This window comes from Tepidimicrobium xylanilyticum (genome assembly GCF_900106765.1).
In the GTDB taxonomy this organism is placed as follows: Bacteria; Bacillota; Clostridia; order Tissierellales; family Tepidimicrobiaceae; genus Tepidimicrobium; species Tepidimicrobium xylanilyticum.
Genome location: NZ_FNNG01000014.1, coordinates 12,381 through 30,976, shown reverse-complemented (window position 1 = coordinate 30,976; position 18,596 = coordinate 12,381). Strand labels below are relative to the sequence as shown.

At 34.1% G+C, this 18,596-nt stretch carries 14 protein-coding genes and 1 other annotated feature (1 of these 15 only partly in view); of the genes, 11 read left to right on the top strand and 3 right to left on the bottom strand.

The window, feature by feature from the left end:
* Positions 1-174 (top strand) — a binding site (T-box leader) (it extends 42 nt beyond the left edge of the window).
* 50 nt (positions 175-224) lie between these two features.
* Complete coding sequence (gene ileS, locus BLV68_RS12645; protein ID WP_093754402.1) at positions 225-3,332, top strand: isoleucine--tRNA ligase; 3,108 nt, start codon at positions 225-227, stop codon at positions 3,330-3,332.
* Positions 3,333-3,453: 121 nt separating this feature from the next.
* On the opposite strand, the gene BLV68_RS12640 is transcribed toward ileS, so the two are convergent.
* Complete coding sequence (locus BLV68_RS12640; RefSeq protein ID WP_093754400.1) at positions 3,454-4,326, bottom strand: hypothetical protein; 873 nt, start codon at positions 4,324-4,326, stop codon at positions 3,454-3,456.
* A 172-nt stretch (positions 4,327-4,498) separates the two neighbouring features.
* Between BLV68_RS12640 and BLV68_RS12635 the strand changes: the two genes are divergently transcribed.
* Positions 4,499-5,500: a DUF4885 family protein gene (locus BLV68_RS12635; protein WP_093754398.1), complete on the top strand. Its 1,002-nt coding sequence runs from the start codon at positions 4,499-4,501 to the stop codon at positions 5,498-5,500.
* A gap of 171 nt (positions 5,501-5,671) precedes the next feature.
* Here the strand turns inward: BLV68_RS12635 and hisC are convergent, their stop codons facing one another.
* Entirely contained in the window at positions 5,672-6,754 is a 1,083-nt protein-coding gene (gene hisC / locus BLV68_RS12630; protein WP_093754396.1) for a histidinol-phosphate transaminase, read from the bottom strand.
* A 196-nt stretch (positions 6,755-6,950) separates the two neighbouring features.
* Here hisC and fusA point away from each other — a divergent pair, with 196 nt between their 5' ends.
* From fusA to disA, 7 genes are all read left to right on the top strand, one after another.
* Positions 6,951-9,014, top strand: a complete 2,064-nt coding sequence (fusA, locus tag BLV68_RS12625) for an elongation factor G (protein WP_093754394.1) — start codon at positions 6,951-6,953, stop codon at positions 9,012-9,014.
* A gap of 213 nt (positions 9,015-9,227) precedes the next feature.
* A complete protein-coding gene (locus BLV68_RS12620; protein WP_093754392.1) occupies positions 9,228-9,692 on the top strand; it encodes a CtsR family transcriptional regulator in 465 nt (154 codons plus the stop codon).
* A 4-nt stretch (positions 9,693-9,696) separates the two neighbouring features.
* Positions 9,697-10,200, top strand: coding sequence for a UvrB/UvrC motif-containing protein (locus tag BLV68_RS12615; protein ID WP_093754390.1), 504 nt, complete (start codon positions 9,697-9,699; stop codon positions 10,198-10,200).
* Positions 10,201-10,214: 14 nt separating this feature from the next.
* The gene (locus BLV68_RS12610; protein WP_093754388.1) at positions 10,215-11,231 is read left to right on the top strand and encodes a protein arginine kinase; all 1,017 of its coding nucleotides are present in this window, start codon (positions 10,215-10,217) and stop codon (positions 11,229-11,231) included.
* A gap of 15 nt (positions 11,232-11,246) precedes the next feature.
* Positions 11,247-13,673, top strand: a complete 2,427-nt coding sequence (locus tag BLV68_RS12605) for an ATP-dependent Clp protease ATP-binding subunit (RefSeq protein ID WP_093754386.1) — start codon at positions 11,247-11,249, stop codon at positions 13,671-13,673.
* A gap of 125 nt (positions 13,674-13,798) precedes the next feature.
* Positions 13,799-15,178 (top strand): DNA repair protein RadA, encoded by a 1,380-nt coding sequence (radA, locus tag BLV68_RS12600; protein ID WP_093754384.1) that lies wholly within the window; start codon positions 13,799-13,801, stop codon positions 15,176-15,178.
* A gap of 87 nt (positions 15,179-15,265) precedes the next feature.
* A complete protein-coding gene (disA, locus tag BLV68_RS12595) occupies positions 15,266-16,138 on the top strand; it encodes a DNA integrity scanning diadenylate cyclase DisA (RefSeq protein WP_093754382.1) in 873 nt (290 codons plus the stop codon).
* Positions 16,139-16,210: 72 nt separating this feature from the next.
* Here disA and BLV68_RS12590 read toward each other — a convergent pair whose 3' ends face one another.
* Complete coding sequence (locus BLV68_RS12590) at positions 16,211-16,627, bottom strand: nucleoside triphosphate pyrophosphohydrolase family protein (protein ID WP_093754380.1); 417 nt, start codon at positions 16,625-16,627, stop codon at positions 16,211-16,213.
* Positions 16,628-16,838: 211 nt separating this feature from the next.
* Here BLV68_RS12590 and BLV68_RS12585 point away from each other — a divergent pair, with 211 nt between their 5' ends.
* Both BLV68_RS12585 and BLV68_RS12580 read left to right on the top strand, forming a co-directional pair.
* Positions 16,839-17,324 carry a CarD family transcriptional regulator gene (locus BLV68_RS12585; RefSeq protein ID WP_093754378.1) on the top strand — a complete coding sequence of 162 codons (486 nt, stop codon included), beginning with the start codon at positions 16,839-16,841 and terminating at the stop codon, positions 17,322-17,324.
* A gap of 63 nt (positions 17,325-17,387) precedes the next feature.
* A complete protein-coding gene (locus BLV68_RS12580; protein ID WP_093754376.1) occupies positions 17,388-18,479 on the top strand; it encodes a PIN/TRAM domain-containing protein in 1,092 nt (363 codons plus the stop codon).
* Positions 18,480-18,596: the final 117 nt, after the last annotated feature.

Here is an 18,596-nt window from a genome sequence, read left to right as displayed (position 1 = left end):
ACAGAGAAATAATCCTTGGCTGAGAGATTATTAATAAGCCTTTTACGAAGATCACCTCTGAGTATAATACCTGAATTTTAGTAGGGTATTACGCTATTAGCGTTAACTAAAATGAGTGATAGGGTATTATTTTACCCTATAATTTGGGTGGTACCGCGGAAATCCGTCCCTAAGCATATGCTTAGGGATTTTTATTTAGACTAAATTAAGAAAGGATGAAAAAGGTGAAAAGGTTTAAAGAGTTATCAAATGAGCCAGTAAGCAAAAGAGAGCAGGAGATTTCAAAATACTGGGAACAGATTGACCTTCTTCATAAGTCTGTAGAGACTAGAGATGAAAACAAACCCTATATTTTCTATGAAGGACCTCCAACAGCCAACGGGAAGCCTGGAATTCACCATGTAATGTCTAGAACATTAAAAGATTTAGTTTGTAGATATAAGACTATGGAAGGATATCGAGTCAAGAGGAAGGCTGGATGGGATACCCACGGTCTTCCAGTGGAAATAGAAGTGGAAAAACAATTAAATTTGAAAAACAAACGAGAAATAGAGGAATATGGAATTGAGAAGTTTAACAAAAAGTGTAAAGAATCCGTATTCCAATATGAAAAGCTCTGGAGAGAGATGACCAATAGAATGGGCTACGAAATCGATATGGATGACCCCTATATTACTTTGGAAGATGATTATATAGAATCCGTTTGGTGGATTTTAGATAAATTTTTTAAAGAGGGGCTAATCTATGAAGGCCACAAGATACTGCCCTATTGTTCTCGATGTGGCACTGGGCTGGCTTCCCACGAGGTAGCACAGGGCTATGAAGAGGTAAAAACGGATACAGTTATAGTTAAATTTAAACGAAAGGATAAGGATGAATATTTCTTAGCTTGGACTACCACACCTTGGACTTTGCCTAGCAACGTATGTCTTACCGTTAATCCAGAGGAGGTTTATGTAAAGGTAAGACAAAATGATGAGGTATACTATGTAAGCAAAGTATTAGCAAATAGGGTTTTAGGAGAAGATTATGAAGTATTAGAAGAGTTGAAGGGTAAAGGCCTTGAATACGTAGAATACGAACAATTAATCCCCTTTATGAAGGTACAGGAGGGCAAAAAAGCTTTCTTCATCACATTAGGAGATTATGTAACTACAGAGGATGGTACTGGAATCGTTCATTCAGCCCCAGCCTTTGGAGAGGATGACTATAATACAGGGGTAAGGTATGGCTTGCCAGTATTACAACCAGTAGATGATGAGGGTAAATTTACCGATACCATTTGGAAGGGTAAATTTGTTATGGATGCGGATCCAGACATAATAAAATGGTTAAGAGAAAATGGTAAGCTTTACAAGAAGGAGAGAATAGCCCATAATTATCCTCATTGTTGGAGATGCCATACACCGCTACTATACTATGCAAAACCTAGCTGGTATATTGAAATAACAAAATTAAAAGATCAATTAATAAAGAACAATAATGAAGTAAATTGGTATCCAGATTTTGTAGGGGAAAAAAGGTTTGGCAATTGGTTGGAGAACCTTAACGACTGGGCTATTTCGAGAAGCAGATATTGGGGAACGCCTCTACCAATTTGGAGATGTGAAGACTGTGGTCATATTACAAGTGTAGGTTCTAAACGTGAAATGATAGAAAGGGCAATAGAGGATATTGATGAATCCATAGAACTCCATAGGCCCTATGTGGATAAGGTCCACTTTAAGTGCGAGAAGTGTAATGGAATTATGAATAGGGAATTGGATGTAATCGATGTATGGTTTGATAGTGGTGCAATGCCTTTTGCCCAACACCATTATCCTTTTGAAAACAAGGAAAACTTTGATAAATTGTTTCCTGCAGACTTTATCTGTGAGGGAATAGACCAGACGAGAGGATGGTTTTATTCCTTAATAGCTATTTCTACCTTTGTAACGGGGAAATCTCCTTTTAAAAATGTGTTGGTGAACGATTTAATATTGGATAAAGACGGTAAGAAGATGTCTAAATCAAGAGGAAATACCGTAGACCCCTTTGAATTATTCGAAAAATATGGAGCTGATGCACTAAGATGGTATCTAATCTATGTATCACCTCCATGGACTCCAACTAAGTTTGATGAAGATGGGCTTAGAGAGATAGAAAGCAAATTCTTTAGGAGTATAAGAAATGTATACAATTTCTTCTCCTTGTATGCTAATACGGACGATATAGACCCAAGGGAATTTTTCGTAGAATATGAACAGAGGGAAGAGATAGATAGATGGATCCTGTCGAAATACAATAGCCTAATAAAACAAGTAAGAGAAGATATGGATAAATTCGAATTAACTAGAGTAGTGAGATCTATCCAAGAATTTGTCATAGAGGACCTTTCTAATTGGTATATTAGACGTTCCAGAAGACGCTTCTGGTCCACTGAACTAGATGATGATAAAAAGGCTGTATATAATACCACCTATGAAATATTAGTAGGTATTAGCAGGATGATAGCACCCTTTGTGCCCTTTATAGCTGAAGAGCTATACAGAAATTTGACAAACAATGAGTCTGTTCATTTAGATTACTATCCTGACTGTAATGAAGGGCTAATAGATTTAGAATTAGAGGAAAAAATGGATTTAGTTAGGGATTTAGTAAGGTTAGGAAGGGCTTCAAGGGAAGCTGTTAGAATAAAAGTACGTCAACCTATAAAAGAGATATTGATAGACGGAAAATATGAAAATAAGATTAAAGGTTTAGTTCCGCTAATAAAGGAAGAATTAAACGTAAAAGAAGTTGTATTTGAAAAGAATTTAAGTCAGTTCATGGATTTTTCCTTGAAACCTAATTTTAAGGTTGCAGGTCCGGTTTTAGGTTCCAAGATAAAATCCTTTGGGAAGGCTTTAAATGAGCTCGATTCTCATGAGGTGGTAGAAAAATTAGAATCAGGGGAAAAGTTAGTTTTGAATTTGGATGGAGAGGAAGTAGAGATAGATAAGGATTATGTAATGGTTACCATAACTGCTAAGGAAGGCTTTGATGTAGCAATGGAAAACAACCTATTTGTTATATTAGATACTACTCTTACTAAGGATTTAATCAATGAAGGGTATGCAAGGGAATTCATTTCCAAAGTGCAGCAGATGAGAAAGAACAATGGCTATGAGGTGTTGGATAGGATCAACATCTATTATGATGGAGATGACGAAATAGAAGAAGCAGTAAGGCTATTTGAAGATTATATTAAGGAGGAAACCTTAGCAGCATCCATCACTAGAGTAAAAGACGACTCTTTTGAAAAACAGGATCTAAATGGACATATGACAGGAATAAAATTGGAAAAGTGTTAATCAGAATAGGGGATAGTCTTAAGTGAAAGGGACTATCCCTTTTCTGTACTTAAATGAGCATGCAGAGGATTTGGTTTAGTTTTTAAAAGGTGGTGCTATAAATATGATGAAAATTAAAAATTTAATAAGGAACGTAAGTATCGGTGATGTCATATTCGTACTCTACATCCATTTTAACATTTGTCATCTTTGAAGGGGCAGTAGCTTTAGCATTGTATTTAAAGTTCCATACATTAGCAACTTTTAAATTATCCTCTACTGTGATATAATAATGTCCACTACTACTACTTGAGACTTTCGATTCATACCAATGTTCGGTTTGAGAACACATTATCCAATGGTGAACATTCCCTTGGGAGGGAGTTTGTCTAGCAGAAGTTGTCACACTCCTAACAATTGCCTTATTTGGGATAGAGGTATCATTTCTAAGATCTAATGTCAGGACATTTGAGTCTACCCCGTTAGGGTCATAATTTTTATTTCCTGGATTAGTAGCCGTTCCTGGGAAATTGAAGGTTTTATGACCAGTTCTTATTCGGTCCTCAAAGGATACTGTGAAATACATATCCCCCTCATAATTACCTCTTGTAACTTTTACATAAAATTTCTGTCTAATCTTAATAGGATCACATTTAGCGTAGATAAATGGGACATATCCTGGTTTTACAGGGTTATTTCTAGTGTCTATCAATTGCCCTGCTTCATCATAAATTGTAATCTCCATTCCCCAGTATTCATCTCTATAAGTTGACTGAGCCATTATTCTTTCTCCAGAATCAGCAGTGAAGGAAAAATAAGCTTCATTTTCGCCTGCAGGTAAAATTGCTGTTCCGTACTTATATTTCCAATACCCAAAATTATAGGCAGTTTCAAAAGAATTGTTTCCAGTTATGGGATCGGAAGCATAACTCTTATTCATAGGTATGCAGGTTAATAAGAAAAATGTCATTATTAATAAAATGGCTGATTTAATTAGATTTTTCTTTTTTAACATAAATACCCCTCCTTTATGGAAAATTATAACATGGTATCCAGTACATGTCAATGTGTTTTTATAATTGAAAAATATTAAATACTCAAATATTTTATATTCAAAAATCAAAAAAAAGTAAATGAATAAATTTCCATGCCGATAACAAATATAGAAAAATATAGGAGGGATAGAGATGAGAATTGATGGCATTGGAATAAACAATGCATATGATTACTATAGTAAGAACAACATAGATGAAGATGCTTCCAAAACGAAGATAAAAAGTAGAAACCAATATTATGGTAGGGAAGAAGAATTAAAGAGAATGGCTGAAGAGAAATATTATAGACTTTATCAGGAAACCAAACATATGTCAAAACAGGAAAGAATAAGATATATACAACGGAGATATTTTGATCCCAGTGCACCTCATTATATTCATGGATTAACATCGCAGCAAAGAAGTTATTGTTATCAAATTGAGAGAGACTATACCGAAGAAAGAGGTTTGGGCAGTTGGAGTATATATGATCCCATATATGAGGGTATTAGACCTGCAAATGGATTTGTAGAAAGCGAAAAAAGAAAACTTCATAATAGGAATATGATAAATCAGCAGATTCAAAATATATTAGAAAAAAACAATATTAAAATTCCTCTAGGGCAAAGGTTAACTTTTTCTGTAGATCCATTTAATTATATAATAACCGTAGAAGGGCTTAAGGATAAAAAAATGAAGAGTTTAATAGAAGCAGTATTAAATGAAGGTAATAACGGAAGAGAATTATTTTACCATATATCACAGACCTTAAGAGCTGATTCACCACAGAAAACAAAAGATATATATGAAAAGTACTTGCTAATGAGGGAAATAAAGAAATACACAGGATTAAATATAAATGACCTTAAAGTGAAGAATGGGAAATTTATAACAGAAGATGGACGAGATCTGATCGATATATATAGAAATGGGGTTAGGAATGCTAAGTATGTAGACGATTATCATAAAGGCTCCATAATATCCTTTTATGTTTCCTTATTAAATAAATATGCCGAAAAAGGTGTAAACTCTGTTCCAGACATGGTTTTAAAAATAGACTGGCAAGATGGCAGCTTAATGGATAGAGATACGGTTTATGGATATGGGAAGGGACAAGATGGGTGGATAAAAGATTTAGAAGCCAGATTAGGATAAGATGGAGAAAAAGTAAGAATAGAAAAGTATTATGAAATGGTTATAGAGTTTTAGATAGCATACATTTATTATGGTGGAGATGATGAAATAGGAGAAACAGTAAAGCTGTTTCAAGATTATATCAAATTGGAAAAAGGCAGGATAAATAAGAGAGCCTAGTAGGCTCTCTTTCTACATTCCTAGTACTTCCTTTAATTTTTCTATAAAGGTCCTATTTTCTTCCATAGTGCCTACGGAAACTCTAATCCAAGTACCGCCCATAGGTCTAATTATAACTCCTCTTTTCTGAAGCTCAACAAATACTTCTTGGGCATCTTTTCCTACGTTTACATAAATATGGTTGGCTTCCGATGGTGGGAATTCAAGATTCATATTCTTAAATTGATCGTATAAATAGTTTTTACCTTCTAGATTTAAATTATATATTCTTTCTAAAAATTCATCATCTTTTAAGGCAGCAATGGCTGCTATTTGAGCCAAGGAATTCACGTTAAAAGGACCTCTTACCTTATTTATATTTTCTATTATTTTTTTACTTCCAATAGCATAAGCCACCCTTAATCCAGCCAATCCATAAGCTTTTGAGAAGGTTCTCATTACAAGAATATTTGGGTATTTTTTAACGAATTCAATGCTATTTTTAGGATAATCATCTCGAGTTACATATTCCCTGTAGGCTTCATCATAAACTATTAATATGTTTTCTGGGACTTTTTCGAAGAAATCCATTAGTTCCTTTTCTGTAACTATAGTTCCAGTAGGATTATTGGGATTGCATATCCAAATAAGTTTAGTTCTATTAGTTATATTATTTAATATTCCGTTTAAATCAAAGGTGAAGTTTTTTAGGGGAACAACTATAGGGGTTCCTCCCATCATCTTAGTTGTGGATATGTATCTTGGGAAAGTAATATCTGCAGTTATGGCCTCATCTCCTGGAGATATAACCGTTTTAGCTATTAAATCTATCATTTCATCTGCTCCACTGGAGGGTAGTATGTTATCAACATCTATATCCAATTTTTCAGAAAGGGCTTCTTTAAGGTTTGTAGCATTGCCATCAGGATAAAGGGCTAAATTATCCAAAGATTTCATTAGTATTTCCTTTACCTTTTCAGAAAACCCTAAAGGATTTTCATTGGAAGCCAATTTAATTACATTTTTGATTCCAAATTCCTTCATAACACTTTCAATAGGCTTTCCTGGGACATAAGGCTTTAAGTCCCTTAGTTCTTTTCTAAAGGCTATTGACATTAGAACAACTCCTCTCATTTATATTCTATTTATAGTATATCATGTATAATTTTACTGACAATAAAAAACACTATGACAAACAATAGATTCATGATATAATCTAAAAGGATAGGTATAAATTTTGTTTGAAAGGTTTTATAATATAAAATCTTTGATTATAAATAACAAATATGCTGGTTAAGGGGGAAAGTTATTCATGAAGGTATATCAAACTAATGAAATTAGGAACTTAAGCTTAGTTGGGCACAGCGGTAGTGGAAAGACAACTTTAACTGAAGCAATACTATTTGTTACAGGCATAACCAAAAGGCAAGGTAGAGTAGATGACGGAAATACTGTATCGGATTTTGATAAGGAAGAGATTGCAAGAAAGGTTTCAATTGCAACTGCAGCAATTCCTGTGGAATGGGGGAATATTAAATATAATTTTTTAGATACTCCTGGTTATTTTGATTTCGTGGGGGAAATGTACGGCGCTTTAAGAGCAAGTGAATCTGCAGTAATAATTTTAGATGCTTCTTCAGGAGTGGAAGTAGGAACAGAAAAGTCATGGAAATATTTAGAAGAGAAAAAAATTCCCAGAATCATATTCGTTAATAAGATGGATAAGGAAAATGTAGAGTTTGAAAAGGTTTTAAATGAAATTCAAGAGCAATTTGGAGATAAGGTAGTGCCATTTACTTTACCTATTGGGCAGGCGGAAAGCTTTAAGGGAGTAGTTAATGTAATCGATGAGACAGCTTTTGAATATAACGGAAAAGATTCAAAGAAAGTAGATGTACCGGCGGATATTCAAGGAGAAATTGAATCCATAAAGGAAATGCTAATGGAAAGAATTGCAGAAACAGACGAAGAATTGATGGAAAAATACTTTGAAGGTGAAGAATTTACTGAGAGTGAAATCAAAAAAGGTTTAAGGCTATCCATAACAAATGGTGATTTGGTACCTCTATTGGTTGGCTCAGCAGAAAAGGCCATGGGAATTGATCAATTGTTGAGTATTGTAAAGGATTACTTACCAAATCCTGCTGAAGTAGGATCTTATACTGGTTACAAGGGTGAAGAAAAAGTTGAAAGAAAAGTAGACGTTAATGAGCCTTTCTCAGCTATAGTCTTTAAAACCATTGTAGACCCATTCGTTGGAAAATTATCCTTATTCAAGGTATTATCTGGCAAGATTACCAAAGATCAAGATATTTATAACTCAAGCAAGGATAAAACCGAAAAATTAAGTGGTTTATTTGTACTTAGAGGTAAGAACCAAATAGAGGTATCTGAAGTAGGAGCTGGGGATATTGGAGCTACTTCTAAATTACAGATAACTCAAACTGGAGACAGTATTTGTTCAAAAGCTGACCCAACCACATATGATAGAATAGAATATCCACAACCTACATTATATTTAGCTGTTGAACCAAAAGCTAAAGGTGATGAAGAAAAGATAAGTGCCTCCTTACAGAGATTGACTGAAGAAGACCCAACTTTTGTAATAGAAAGAAACTCAGAAACAAAACAATTATTAATCGGCGGACAAGGCAATACACAGTTGTCAGTTATAATAGATAAATTGAAAAATACTTTTGGAGTAGAGGTTAATTTAACCAAACCTAAGGTTGCTTATAGGGAAACCATAAAAGGAACTGCTAGCGTTCAAGGAAAGCATAAAAAGCAATCTGGTGGTGCAGGTCAATACGGAGATGTTCATATAAGGTTTGAACCATGTGAAGAAGAATTTGTATTTGCAGAAGAGGTATTTGGAGGAGCTGTACCTAAAAACTTCTTCCCAGCAGTTGAAAAGGGATTAAGAGAGTCCCTAGAAGAAGGAGTGTTGGCAGGATATCCAGTAGTTAATATAAAGGCTACATTATTTGATGGATCTTACCATCCAGTAGATTCTAACGAAATGGCCTTTAAGATAGCCGCATCCCTTGCATTTAAGAAGGGTATGGAACAAGCTAATCCAGTATTACTAGAGCCTATTATGAGAGTTGAAATATTAGTTCCTGAAGAATACATGGGTGATATAATGGGTGATATGAATAAGCGTAGAGGTAGAATATTAGGTATGGAACCTCAACCAGATGGTACTCAATTGGTTATAGCAGAAGCACCTCAAGCTGAATTGTTCGAATATGCCATAGATTTAAGGAGTATGACTCAAGCTAGAGGAAGCTTCACCATGGAATTTGTAAGATATGAAGAAGTTCCAGCTAATATTGCAGAAAAAATCATTGAAGAAGCCAAATCTAAAAAGGAATAGGGATTGATCATAAAAAGTTCGATTGTTCTCAATCGAGCTTTTTATCTTTATACGTATATAATCTAAGAATGATAAAATAAATTTTGGGTATAATAGATATGATAGTGTAATAATAGGGACTAATTGAAACAAAAAAAAGGTTTAAAAATAGAATAAATTGGTGTATAATATATATCAAAGGGCAAAGATAGTCAAAGTCAAAGAGGTGATGATATGCCACGTTTAAGCAATATCATTGAACGCTTCATTAAGGAAATGTTGGAGGAGGCGGAAAATGGGGTTATAGAGATAGGGAGAAACGAATTAGCAGAACAGTTTGGCTGTGCCCCTTCGCAAATAAACTATGTATTAACTACTAGATTTACCCCCCATAAGGGCTATTATATTGAGAGTAGAAGAGGTGGAGGGGGATATATTAAGATAATGAAAGTTGGAATTGAAGATGAAGATATAAAGGATTTGATAATCAATGTTATAGGAGATGCTATAACTAAAAACAAAGCTCAACATTTGATTGAAAATTTAAGAGAGGAAGATATAATATCAAAGAGAGAAGAAAAGTTGATGAAAGCTGCTATAGAAGATACTGCTTTAGCTAGGGTTACTGCAGAAAGAAACAATTTAAGGGCAGATATACTGAAAAATATGCTACTTATCATATTAGATAGCTGGAGGTGAGAAAATGTTATGCGATATTTGTAAAAAAAAGGAGGCTACCGTTCATTATACTAAAATAATAGGCGGTGAGATAGAGGAATTACATTTATGTGATGAATGCTCTAAAAATCACAGTGAACTTGAATTCGATTCCAGTTTTTCATTCCATAAGTTATTAGCAGGATTAATAGATAATATACAGGGTGAGGCCACAAGAAAGAAGACTGAGGAATATAGTTGTCCTTTTTGCGGGTTAAGTTATACTCAATTTAGACAAACAGGCAAATTTGGCTGTTCTAAATGTTATGAAACCTTTAAATCCAATTTAATTCCTCTATTTAAGGGGATTCATGGTCATACTAAGCATGTTGGGAAAGTTCCAAAAAGAGCAAATGAAAATTTAGCCAAGGAAAGGAAAATACAAAGTCTAAAAGCTGAAATGGAAAAGCTAGTAGCAAAGGAAGCCTTTGAGGAAGCAGCTATTATAAGAGATCAGATTAGGAAACTGGAAAAAGAACTGGGGAATTAAAGGAGGTGTGGCAAGTGGTAAAATGGGTAGATGGATTTGCTTGTGAGGATGATGTGGTAGTAAGCACCCGAATTCGGTTAGCTCGAAATTTAAAAGATTACAGGTTTCCTCAAAAGATGAATATGGAAGAGTCGGAAAAGCTTACTCAGGATATATTGAATGTGATGAAGGACATTACTGGAAATATGAATTATAAATTTATTAGAATCAACAATTTAACTCCAATTGAAAGGGTAGTCTATATTGAAGAACACTTAATTAGCCCCGGGCTAATACAAAGGCCTGATTATAGTAGTTTTTTATTAAGAGATGATGAAAACATAACTATTATGATAAATGAAGAGGATCATCTGCGAATACAAGCTTTGCTTCCTGGTTTGAATTTTGGGAAGGCATGGCAGATTATCAGTGAAGTAGATGATTTTCTAGAAAGCTTTTTAGACTATGCTTTTCACCAGGAATTTGGCTATTTAACAGCATGTCCTACTAATACTGGTACTGGCCTTAGGGCTTCAGTTATGGTTCACTTGCCTTCATTGACTGCTACTGGACATATTAACAATTTTATTAATAGCTTAAATAAGATTGGGCTAGCTGTTAGAGGTATTTATGGAGAGGGAACTGAGACTGTTGGGAATCTATTTCAAATATCTAATCAGATGACTTTAGGTCAAGGGGAAGAAGAGATAATAAGGATATTAGAAAATATAGTTAATCAAATTTTGGAAAGAGAAAGGAATGCAAGAAGGAATTTAATAGAAAATAGGAAGTACGAAGTAGAAGATAGGGTTTTTAGATCCTTAGGTATCTTAAAACATTCCAGAATGATATCCTCGAAGGAAGCTATGGGGCTCCTTTCAAATGTAAGATTGGGGATTGAAATGGGTATAATTGATGATATAGAACTGAAAAAAATTGATAAACTAATGATTACAATCCAACCAGCTTATATTCAAAACTATGCTAGCAAGGAATTGACTGAAAATGAAAGAAATATAGTAAGAGCAAGCTATATTAGAGAAAGATTATAGATTAGGAGGGATAAGATGGCAATGTTTGGAAGATTCACGGAAAGGGCTCAAAAAGCTATATTATTAGCACAGGAAGAAGCCAAGAGATTACGTCATAACTATGTGGGCACAGAACATATATTATTAGGACTGCTAGCTGAAGGTGAAGGAGTTGCAGCTACATCCCTAAAAAAAATGGGCGTAACTTTAGAAACAGCTAGAAATGAAGTTATAGCAGCCATAGGTGAAGGCAGTTATAATGCGGATATAATGGGCTTTACTCCTAGAACTAAAAGAATTTTCGAGTTGAGTTTCTTAGAAGCGAGAAACTTAGGACATAGTTATGTTGGGACAGAACATATATTGCTGGGCTTATTAGAAGAAAATGAAGGAGTAGCTGTTACCATATTAAATAAATTAGGAGTAGATGTATTAAAGTTAAGGCAGGAAATTTTGAACATCCTATCTAAGGGGCAGGGCAAACAAGGCGTTGAAAGGGTGAAAGGAGATACCCCTAATCTAGATAAATATGGAAGAGACCTAACTAAACTTGCAATGGATGGGAAAATTGATCCTGTAATAGGAAGAACTAAAGAAATAGAAAGAGTAATACAGATACTCAGTAGAAGGACAAAAAATAATCCCGTACTTATAGGAGAACCTGGAGTAGGTAAGACAGCTATAGCAGAGGGATTAGCTCAAAAGATTGTTGAAGGACAGGTACCAGAAATTATAAGGGATAAAAAGGTGGTAACTTTAGATTTACCAGGCATGATTGCTGGAGCTAAATATAGAGGAGAATTTGAGGAAAGATTAAAGTCTGTTATGAAGGAAATTAAAGAAGCAGGTAATATAATACTCTTCATAGATGAACTTCATACCATAATTGGTGCTGGTGCTGCTGAAGGAGCTATTGACGCATCTAATATATTAAAGCCAGTTTTGGCTAGGGGAGAACTTCAAGTAATTGGGGCTACTACCATAGATGAATATAGAAAATATATAGAAAAGGATTCTGCTTTAGAAAGAAGATTCCAACCAATAATGGTAGAAGAACCTACAGTAGAGGATACCGTTAAAATACTCGAAGGTTTAAGGGATAGATATGAAGCTCACCATCGGGTTAAAATTACCGATGAGGCATTGAGAGCAGCAGCAGAACTGTCTAGTAGATATATAACCGATAGGTTCTTGCCAGATAAAGCTATTGATTTAATAGATGAGGCTGCCTCGATGATAAGAATAAATTCTTATGTTGCTCCCGATGGATTGAAAGACTTAGAAGAAAGGTTAGAGGAATTGTCTCAAGAAAAGGAAGAGGCTATAAATACTCAAAACTTTGAAAAAGCTGCTGAAATAAGGGATATGGAAAGGAAGATAAGGGAGGAGTTGGAAAGAGAAAAGAATAGATGGGAAAAAGAAAAACAGACTTCAGATATGGTTGTAGGATATGATGAGGTGGCTAATGTTATATCTAGTTGGACTGGTATACCTGTGGATAAAATGACTACTGAAGAAAGTCAAAAACTTTTAAATTTAGAAGAAATATTACATCAAAAGGTAATAGGACAAGAACAGGCTGTAAAAGCGGTGGCCAGTGCTGTTAGAAGGGCTAGAGTAGGCTTGAAAGATCCTAAGAAACCAGTAGGTACTTTTATATTTGTAGGACCTACAGGAGTTGGAAAAACCTACTTAGCCAAGGCTTTAGCTGAGACTTTATTTGGCGATGAAGATTTGATGATTAGGATAGATATGAGTGAATACATGGAAAAACACTCGGTATCAAGGTTGGTTGGTTCTCCACCAGGATATGTAGGCTATGATGAGGGAGGGCAACTTACTGAAGCTGTTAGAAGGAAACCCTATTCTGTAATATTGTTTGATGAAATAGAAAAAGCTCATCCAGATGTATTTAACATATTGTTGCAGATTTTAGATGATGGCAGGTTAACGGATTCAAAAGGGAGAACTGTAGATTTTAAAAATACGATAATTATAATGACCTCCAATGTTGGAGCTACTAGTCTTAGGAAGCAAAATGTACTAGGATTTTCTTCAGGATTGGAGGAAGAAAAAGAAGAGTATGAGAAAATGAAAGAAACCATAATGGATAATTTGAAAAGAACTTTCAGACCTGAATTCTTGAATAGAATAGATGAGGTAATTGTGTTCCATTCATTAAAAGAAGAAGATGTAAAAGAAATTGTGACCATTATGGTAAAAGATTTAGAAAATAGGATGAAAAAGTTGGATATAAATGTCAAAGTTACTGAAAGAACTATAGACCATATAAGTAAAGAGGGATTTGATCTCGTATATGGAGCAAGGCCTTTGGAAAGGACCATAACTAAGATGATAGAAGATCAATTAGCAGAAGCGATTCTAAAAGGAACTGTCTCCAAAGATCATGATATATTGATCGATTATAGGGATGGTAAATTGGTATTTGAAAAGAGCTCATAGTCTATTTATAGACTATGAGTTTTTTCTTAAATATTTGACCATAGGCAACCTATGGTTTTTCTCTTTTATGAGAATAATATAATTGCTATAATAAGTTTAAAGCTATTAATAATTAGGAGGCCAATATGAAGAAAAAAATCATATATATATGCTCCCAGTGCGGCAGCGAAAGCCCTAAATGGTTGGGACGCTGTTTTGAGTGCGGGGCTTGGAATAGTTTTGAAGAAAAGGTTTTAGATGGTAATGGCAAAAATCAAATAAAGCATAAAAATGAAAATAGGGTATTTCCCGTAAAGTTATCCAAAATAGATATTGATGAAAGCCATAGAATGGTAACTGATATAGGTGAATTTAACCGGGTGTTAGGTGGGGGAATTGTTAAGGATTCAGTAACCATACTAACTGCTAGGCCTGGAGCAGGCAAATCGACCTTATTATTGCAGATATCAAAAAATATTGCTGAAAAGGGGTATAAAGTTCTCTATGCCTCTGGTGAAGAAAGTGAAACCCAGATCAAAAATAGGGCTAATAGAGTATTAGATGATATCCCCGATAAAATTTGGATATTGTCCGATATAAGCATGGATAATGTATTACAATCTGTTGATGCAATAGATCCGGATCTGGTAATCATTGACAGTATTCAAACTTTTAAATTAGATGAGTTTACATCTAGGGCGGGTTCTCCAATTCAAACCATAGAATGTGCTAATGCACTAGTTGAAGTAGCAAAGAACAAGAATAGGCCTAGAGCAGTTATTATGGTGGGACATATGACTAAATCTAATGAAATGGCAGGGCTTAGGACTTTAGAGCATTTAGTAGATACGGTTATATATTTGGAGGGAGCAAGCGACGAAGAGTTAAGGACTTTGGTGGCTACTAAAAATAGATTTGGGCCTACGGGAGAAGTTGGATTATTTAAAATGGAAGAAAAGGGATTGATACCTATAGAAAATTCTTCAGAGTTTTTCGTAACCCATAGGAGTGATAAACAGTTAATACCAGGTAGTGCCTTATCGATGACAAAAGAGGGTTCAAGGCTAATAGTTGTTGAAATAGAAAGCTTAGTGTCCAGATCTTTTACCCCGTATCCTTCAAGGATAGGAGATTGTTTAAGAAAAGACCAGTTGAGTACCTTAATATCCATCCTTGAACAAAGGGGTAGGATGAGCTTATTTGATAAGAATGTGGTGATAAAGACTACTGGAGGATTAAGATTAAAGGAGTCATCTGTAAATTTAGCAATAATAATGAGCATAGCATCTTCAGTAAGGGATGAAGGGATACCTAACGATGTGGTATTTATTGCAGATGTAGGTTTAACTGGTGAATTAAAACCAGTTCCATCTCTGGAAGCTAGAATAAGAGAATTGGATAGAATGGGTTATAGGAGAGTTTATATATATAAAGATGGGATAAAACATAATATAAAGTTAGAAGGACTTGAAATAATCAGATTGAACACTCTACAGGAAGTTATAGATCATGTTTTTGGCAGCTAAGTAAGCATACTGCTTTCAGTTTTTTAGTATTAGAATATTAAGTTTTCCATATAATATTTTTAAATACATTTATTTGGAGGAAAACTCATGAATTTGGACTTGTATAATACCTTAAAACTGGTGGCACCAGGGACCAAGTTGAGAGAGGGATTGGACAATATAATAAAGGCAAAAACAGGAGCTTTGATAGTCATCGGTAGTACTAAAGAGGTATTAAGTATTAGTCATGGAGGTTTTTTTATCAATTGTGAATATAGTCCTTCTAATGTTTATGAATTAGCTAAAATGGATGGTGCAATAATAATGAGCAGCGATTGTAGGAGGATTCTTTATGCTAATGCTCAATTATTTCCATGCTTGCTTATACCATCCCATGAAACAGGAACTAGGCATAAAACAGCAGAAAGAGTAGCAAAACAGACTGGAGTTTTAGTCATTGCCATCTCTCGAAGAAGGGGAGTTATTACACTATATAAATCAAATTATAAATATATATTAAAGGATATAAATGAAATATTAAATAAAGCCAATCAAGCTATACAAACTTTAGAAAAGTATAAGTATATGCTGGATAAGGCAATGGACAATCTGACCACATTAGAACTTAGAAATATGGCTACCCTTTATGACGTAGTAAACACAATACAGAAGATGGAGATTGTCTGGCGGATAGGCAATGAGTTGAATATGTATATTTCTGAATTAGGTACTGAAGGAAGATTACTCGCTATGCAGGTTAAAGAGCTTATTAAGGGGATAGAAGATGACAGGAGAAATCTAATAAAGGATTATTTAAAAGAAGGGTATAAAGATTATAAAACCATAATAAGCGATATAGAACAATTGGATCTCCATCAATTGTTCAACTTGGGATTGATTTCCAGTTTATTAGGCTATAAAGAGGAAGTGGATATTTTAGACATTAAGGTCAAAACTAGAGGATTCAGGATATTGAGTTAAATTTTATAATCAATTTCCATAGGTAAATATAAAAGGCTAAGATATTTTAATATCTAGCCTATATATTTAATATTACTTAAGACTGAAAATACCTAATGTTTTTATATTCTTATATTCGTTTAATATGGCGTCTGATACTTTTATGTCTAAAGTATTAGCTAGAGCAGATAAATAGAAAAGATAGGCTCCTATTTCTTCTAAAAGAATGTCCTTACAACTGGGGCATAATTTACCCTTTATATGATTTTCCATATTATTTTTTATTTCCTCAAGGGACTCCTTATTATAATCCTGCTTTGTAGCGTGAACTTCAATACAGCCACAATAAGTGGCAGACTTAATCACAGCTCTATTAATCCTTGAAGTATATTCATCCAACTTAGTTATTATATCAAGAATGCTTCTATGTCTAATAAGCACGTCATCTACTTGTGTTTGAAAGTTATCAAGATTTATATCGTTATCAATACTTATGGTATTTCTGTCCATTTAATTCCACCCCTGTCAAATAAATATTGTTTATGTTTTTATTATACTTACCGGGACAAGTTGTTGTCAAATAATTCTAGCAATATTTTTAGGAAAGAGAGTAAAAAAAGTAGTTGACAAGTGAATTGAAGCTATGGTATCATATATACTTTACAACCTTTAGCAATTATTGTATAATATAATAAGAAGCCATAAGACAGGAGGTTGTAACATGTTTAGTATTGGAGATAAAGTGGTTTATCCTATGCACGGGGCTGGTATTATAGAGGGTATTGAAGAAAGGGAAATTTTAGGTGAAAAGAGAAAATACTATATAATGCAGATGCCTATAGGAGATATGAAGGTAATGATTCCTGTGGACAATGTTGAAGAAATAGGAATTAGGGAAATAATTGATGCCAAAGAATTGGAAAAGGTAATAGATATTTTAAAAGGCGACAGTACAAAAATGCCTCAAAATTGGAATAGGCGCTATAGAGCCAATATGGAAAAGATAAAGTCTGGGGATATATTTGAAATAGCCTGTGTAGTTAGAAATCTAATGCTAAGAGATGCTGAAAAGACACTATCTACAGGAGAGCGCAAGATGCTAAATAGTGCTAAGCAAATGCTTGTAAGCGAAATGGTATTAGCTACAAACTTCAGCCAGGAAGAAACTGAAAAAATAATAGATGAAGCAGTCAATTCAATATTATAAAATAATAAAATATGTTATATTATTTTAGGAAATGGTAATAAATATACTATGGGAGGTGAGTTGATGCTTGACAAGATCATCAGGGGAGTTATTTCTTTAATTGGTTTATTATTGGGTTATGGAGTAGTAGCGGGTTTAATGGCTTTTGGAATAATTATTGATAATGGATGGGTTAATTTAGCTTTATCTCTTGGCATAAGTTTAATTTTTGGAATTATATTCTTCTTATTATCGAATAGGATTATAAATATTGGTAGAAAAGCGATTCGATTTATGGAAGCTGAACTTCAGAAGGTTCCAGCTTCTGATATTGCTTTAGGTTCTATTGGGCTCATTGTGGGGCTAGTAATTGCTTATTTATTAAGTCAACCCTTTTATAAATTGGAAATTCCATTTTTAGGAGTTGCTATATCCATAGCTCTATATTTACTATTTGGATATTTGGGAATTAAGGTTCCTACTAGGAAAAAAGAGGATTTTACATCTGCAGTTGGGAATATTCGCAAGGGATTCAAAAAGGATAAATTGACAGTTGAATGTAAATCCTGTCCTAAGATATTGGATACTAGCGTTATAATAGACGGAAGAATTGCAGATATTTGTAAGACTGGCTTCATTGAAGGACCTTTAATTATCCCAGAGTTCGTATTGGAAGAACTTCAACATATAGCTGACTCTTCGGATACCCTTAAACGAAATAGGGGAAGAAGGGGTTTGGATATTTTAAATAAGATACAAAAGGAATTAGACATTGAAGTAATAATCCATGATAAAAAATTTGATGATATTAAAGAAGTGGATTCAAAATTATTAAAACTTACAAAATTATTGAAAGGGAAGATCCTGACTAATGACTATAATTTAAACAAAGTAGCAGAAGTACAGGGTATAGAAGTGTTAAATATTAATGAATTAGCCAATGCAGTTAAGCCTATAGTATTACCAGGAGAGGAAATGGTAGTTCAAGTAATAAAGGATGGCAAAGAGTCAGGGCAAGGTTTAGCTTATCTGGATGATGGGACTATGATAGTGGTGGAAAGTGGCAAGAAGCACATTGGTGAAACTATTGATGTATTGGTGACAAGCGTACTTCAAACTTCTGCTGGTAGGATGATATTTGCTAAGCCAAAATCGATCATCGATAAGGCGGTATAGGACCGGTATATGGTCCTTTTTTTATGAGTCTATATCGATTGGTGTGGGATTTTATTACAATACATTAAATTATTAGGTGGCCTAGAATATAAAAATGTTTTAAGTAAATTATATCTA

Coding starts and splice junctions, on each gene's coding strand:
- BLV68_RS12640 (WP_093754400.1), bottom strand. CDS start 4,326: ATGTTAAAAAAGAAAAATCTAATTAAATCAGCCATTTTATTAATAATG.
- BLV68_RS12635 (WP_093754398.1), top strand. CDS start 4,499: ATGAGAATTGATGGCATTGGAATAAACAATGCATATGATTACTATAGT.
- hisC (WP_093754396.1), bottom strand. CDS start 6,754: ATGTCAATAGCCTTTAGAAAAGAACTAAGGGACTTAAAGCCTTATGTC.
- fusA (WP_093754394.1), top strand. CDS start 6,951: ATGAAGGTATATCAAACTAATGAAATTAGGAACTTAAGCTTAGTTGGG.
- BLV68_RS12620 (WP_093754392.1), top strand. CDS start 9,228: ATGCCACGTTTAAGCAATATCATTGAACGCTTCATTAAGGAAATGTTG.
- BLV68_RS12615 (WP_093754390.1), top strand. CDS start 9,697: ATGTTATGCGATATTTGTAAAAAAAAGGAGGCTACCGTTCATTATACT.
- BLV68_RS12605 (WP_093754386.1), top strand. CDS start 11,247: ATGGCAATGTTTGGAAGATTCACGGAAAGGGCTCAAAAAGCTATATTA.
- radA (WP_093754384.1), top strand. CDS start 13,799: ATGAAGAAAAAAATCATATATATATGCTCCCAGTGCGGCAGCGAAAGC.
- disA (WP_093754382.1), top strand. CDS start 15,266: ATGAATTTGGACTTGTATAATACCTTAAAACTGGTGGCACCAGGGACC.
- BLV68_RS12590 (WP_093754380.1), bottom strand. CDS start 16,627: ATGGACAGAAATACCATAAGTATTGATAACGATATAAATCTTGATAAC.
- BLV68_RS12585 (WP_093754378.1), top strand. CDS start 16,839: ATGTTTAGTATTGGAGATAAAGTGGTTTATCCTATGCACGGGGCTGGT.
- BLV68_RS12580 (WP_093754376.1), top strand. CDS start 17,388: ATGCTTGACAAGATCATCAGGGGAGTTATTTCTTTAATTGGTTTATTA.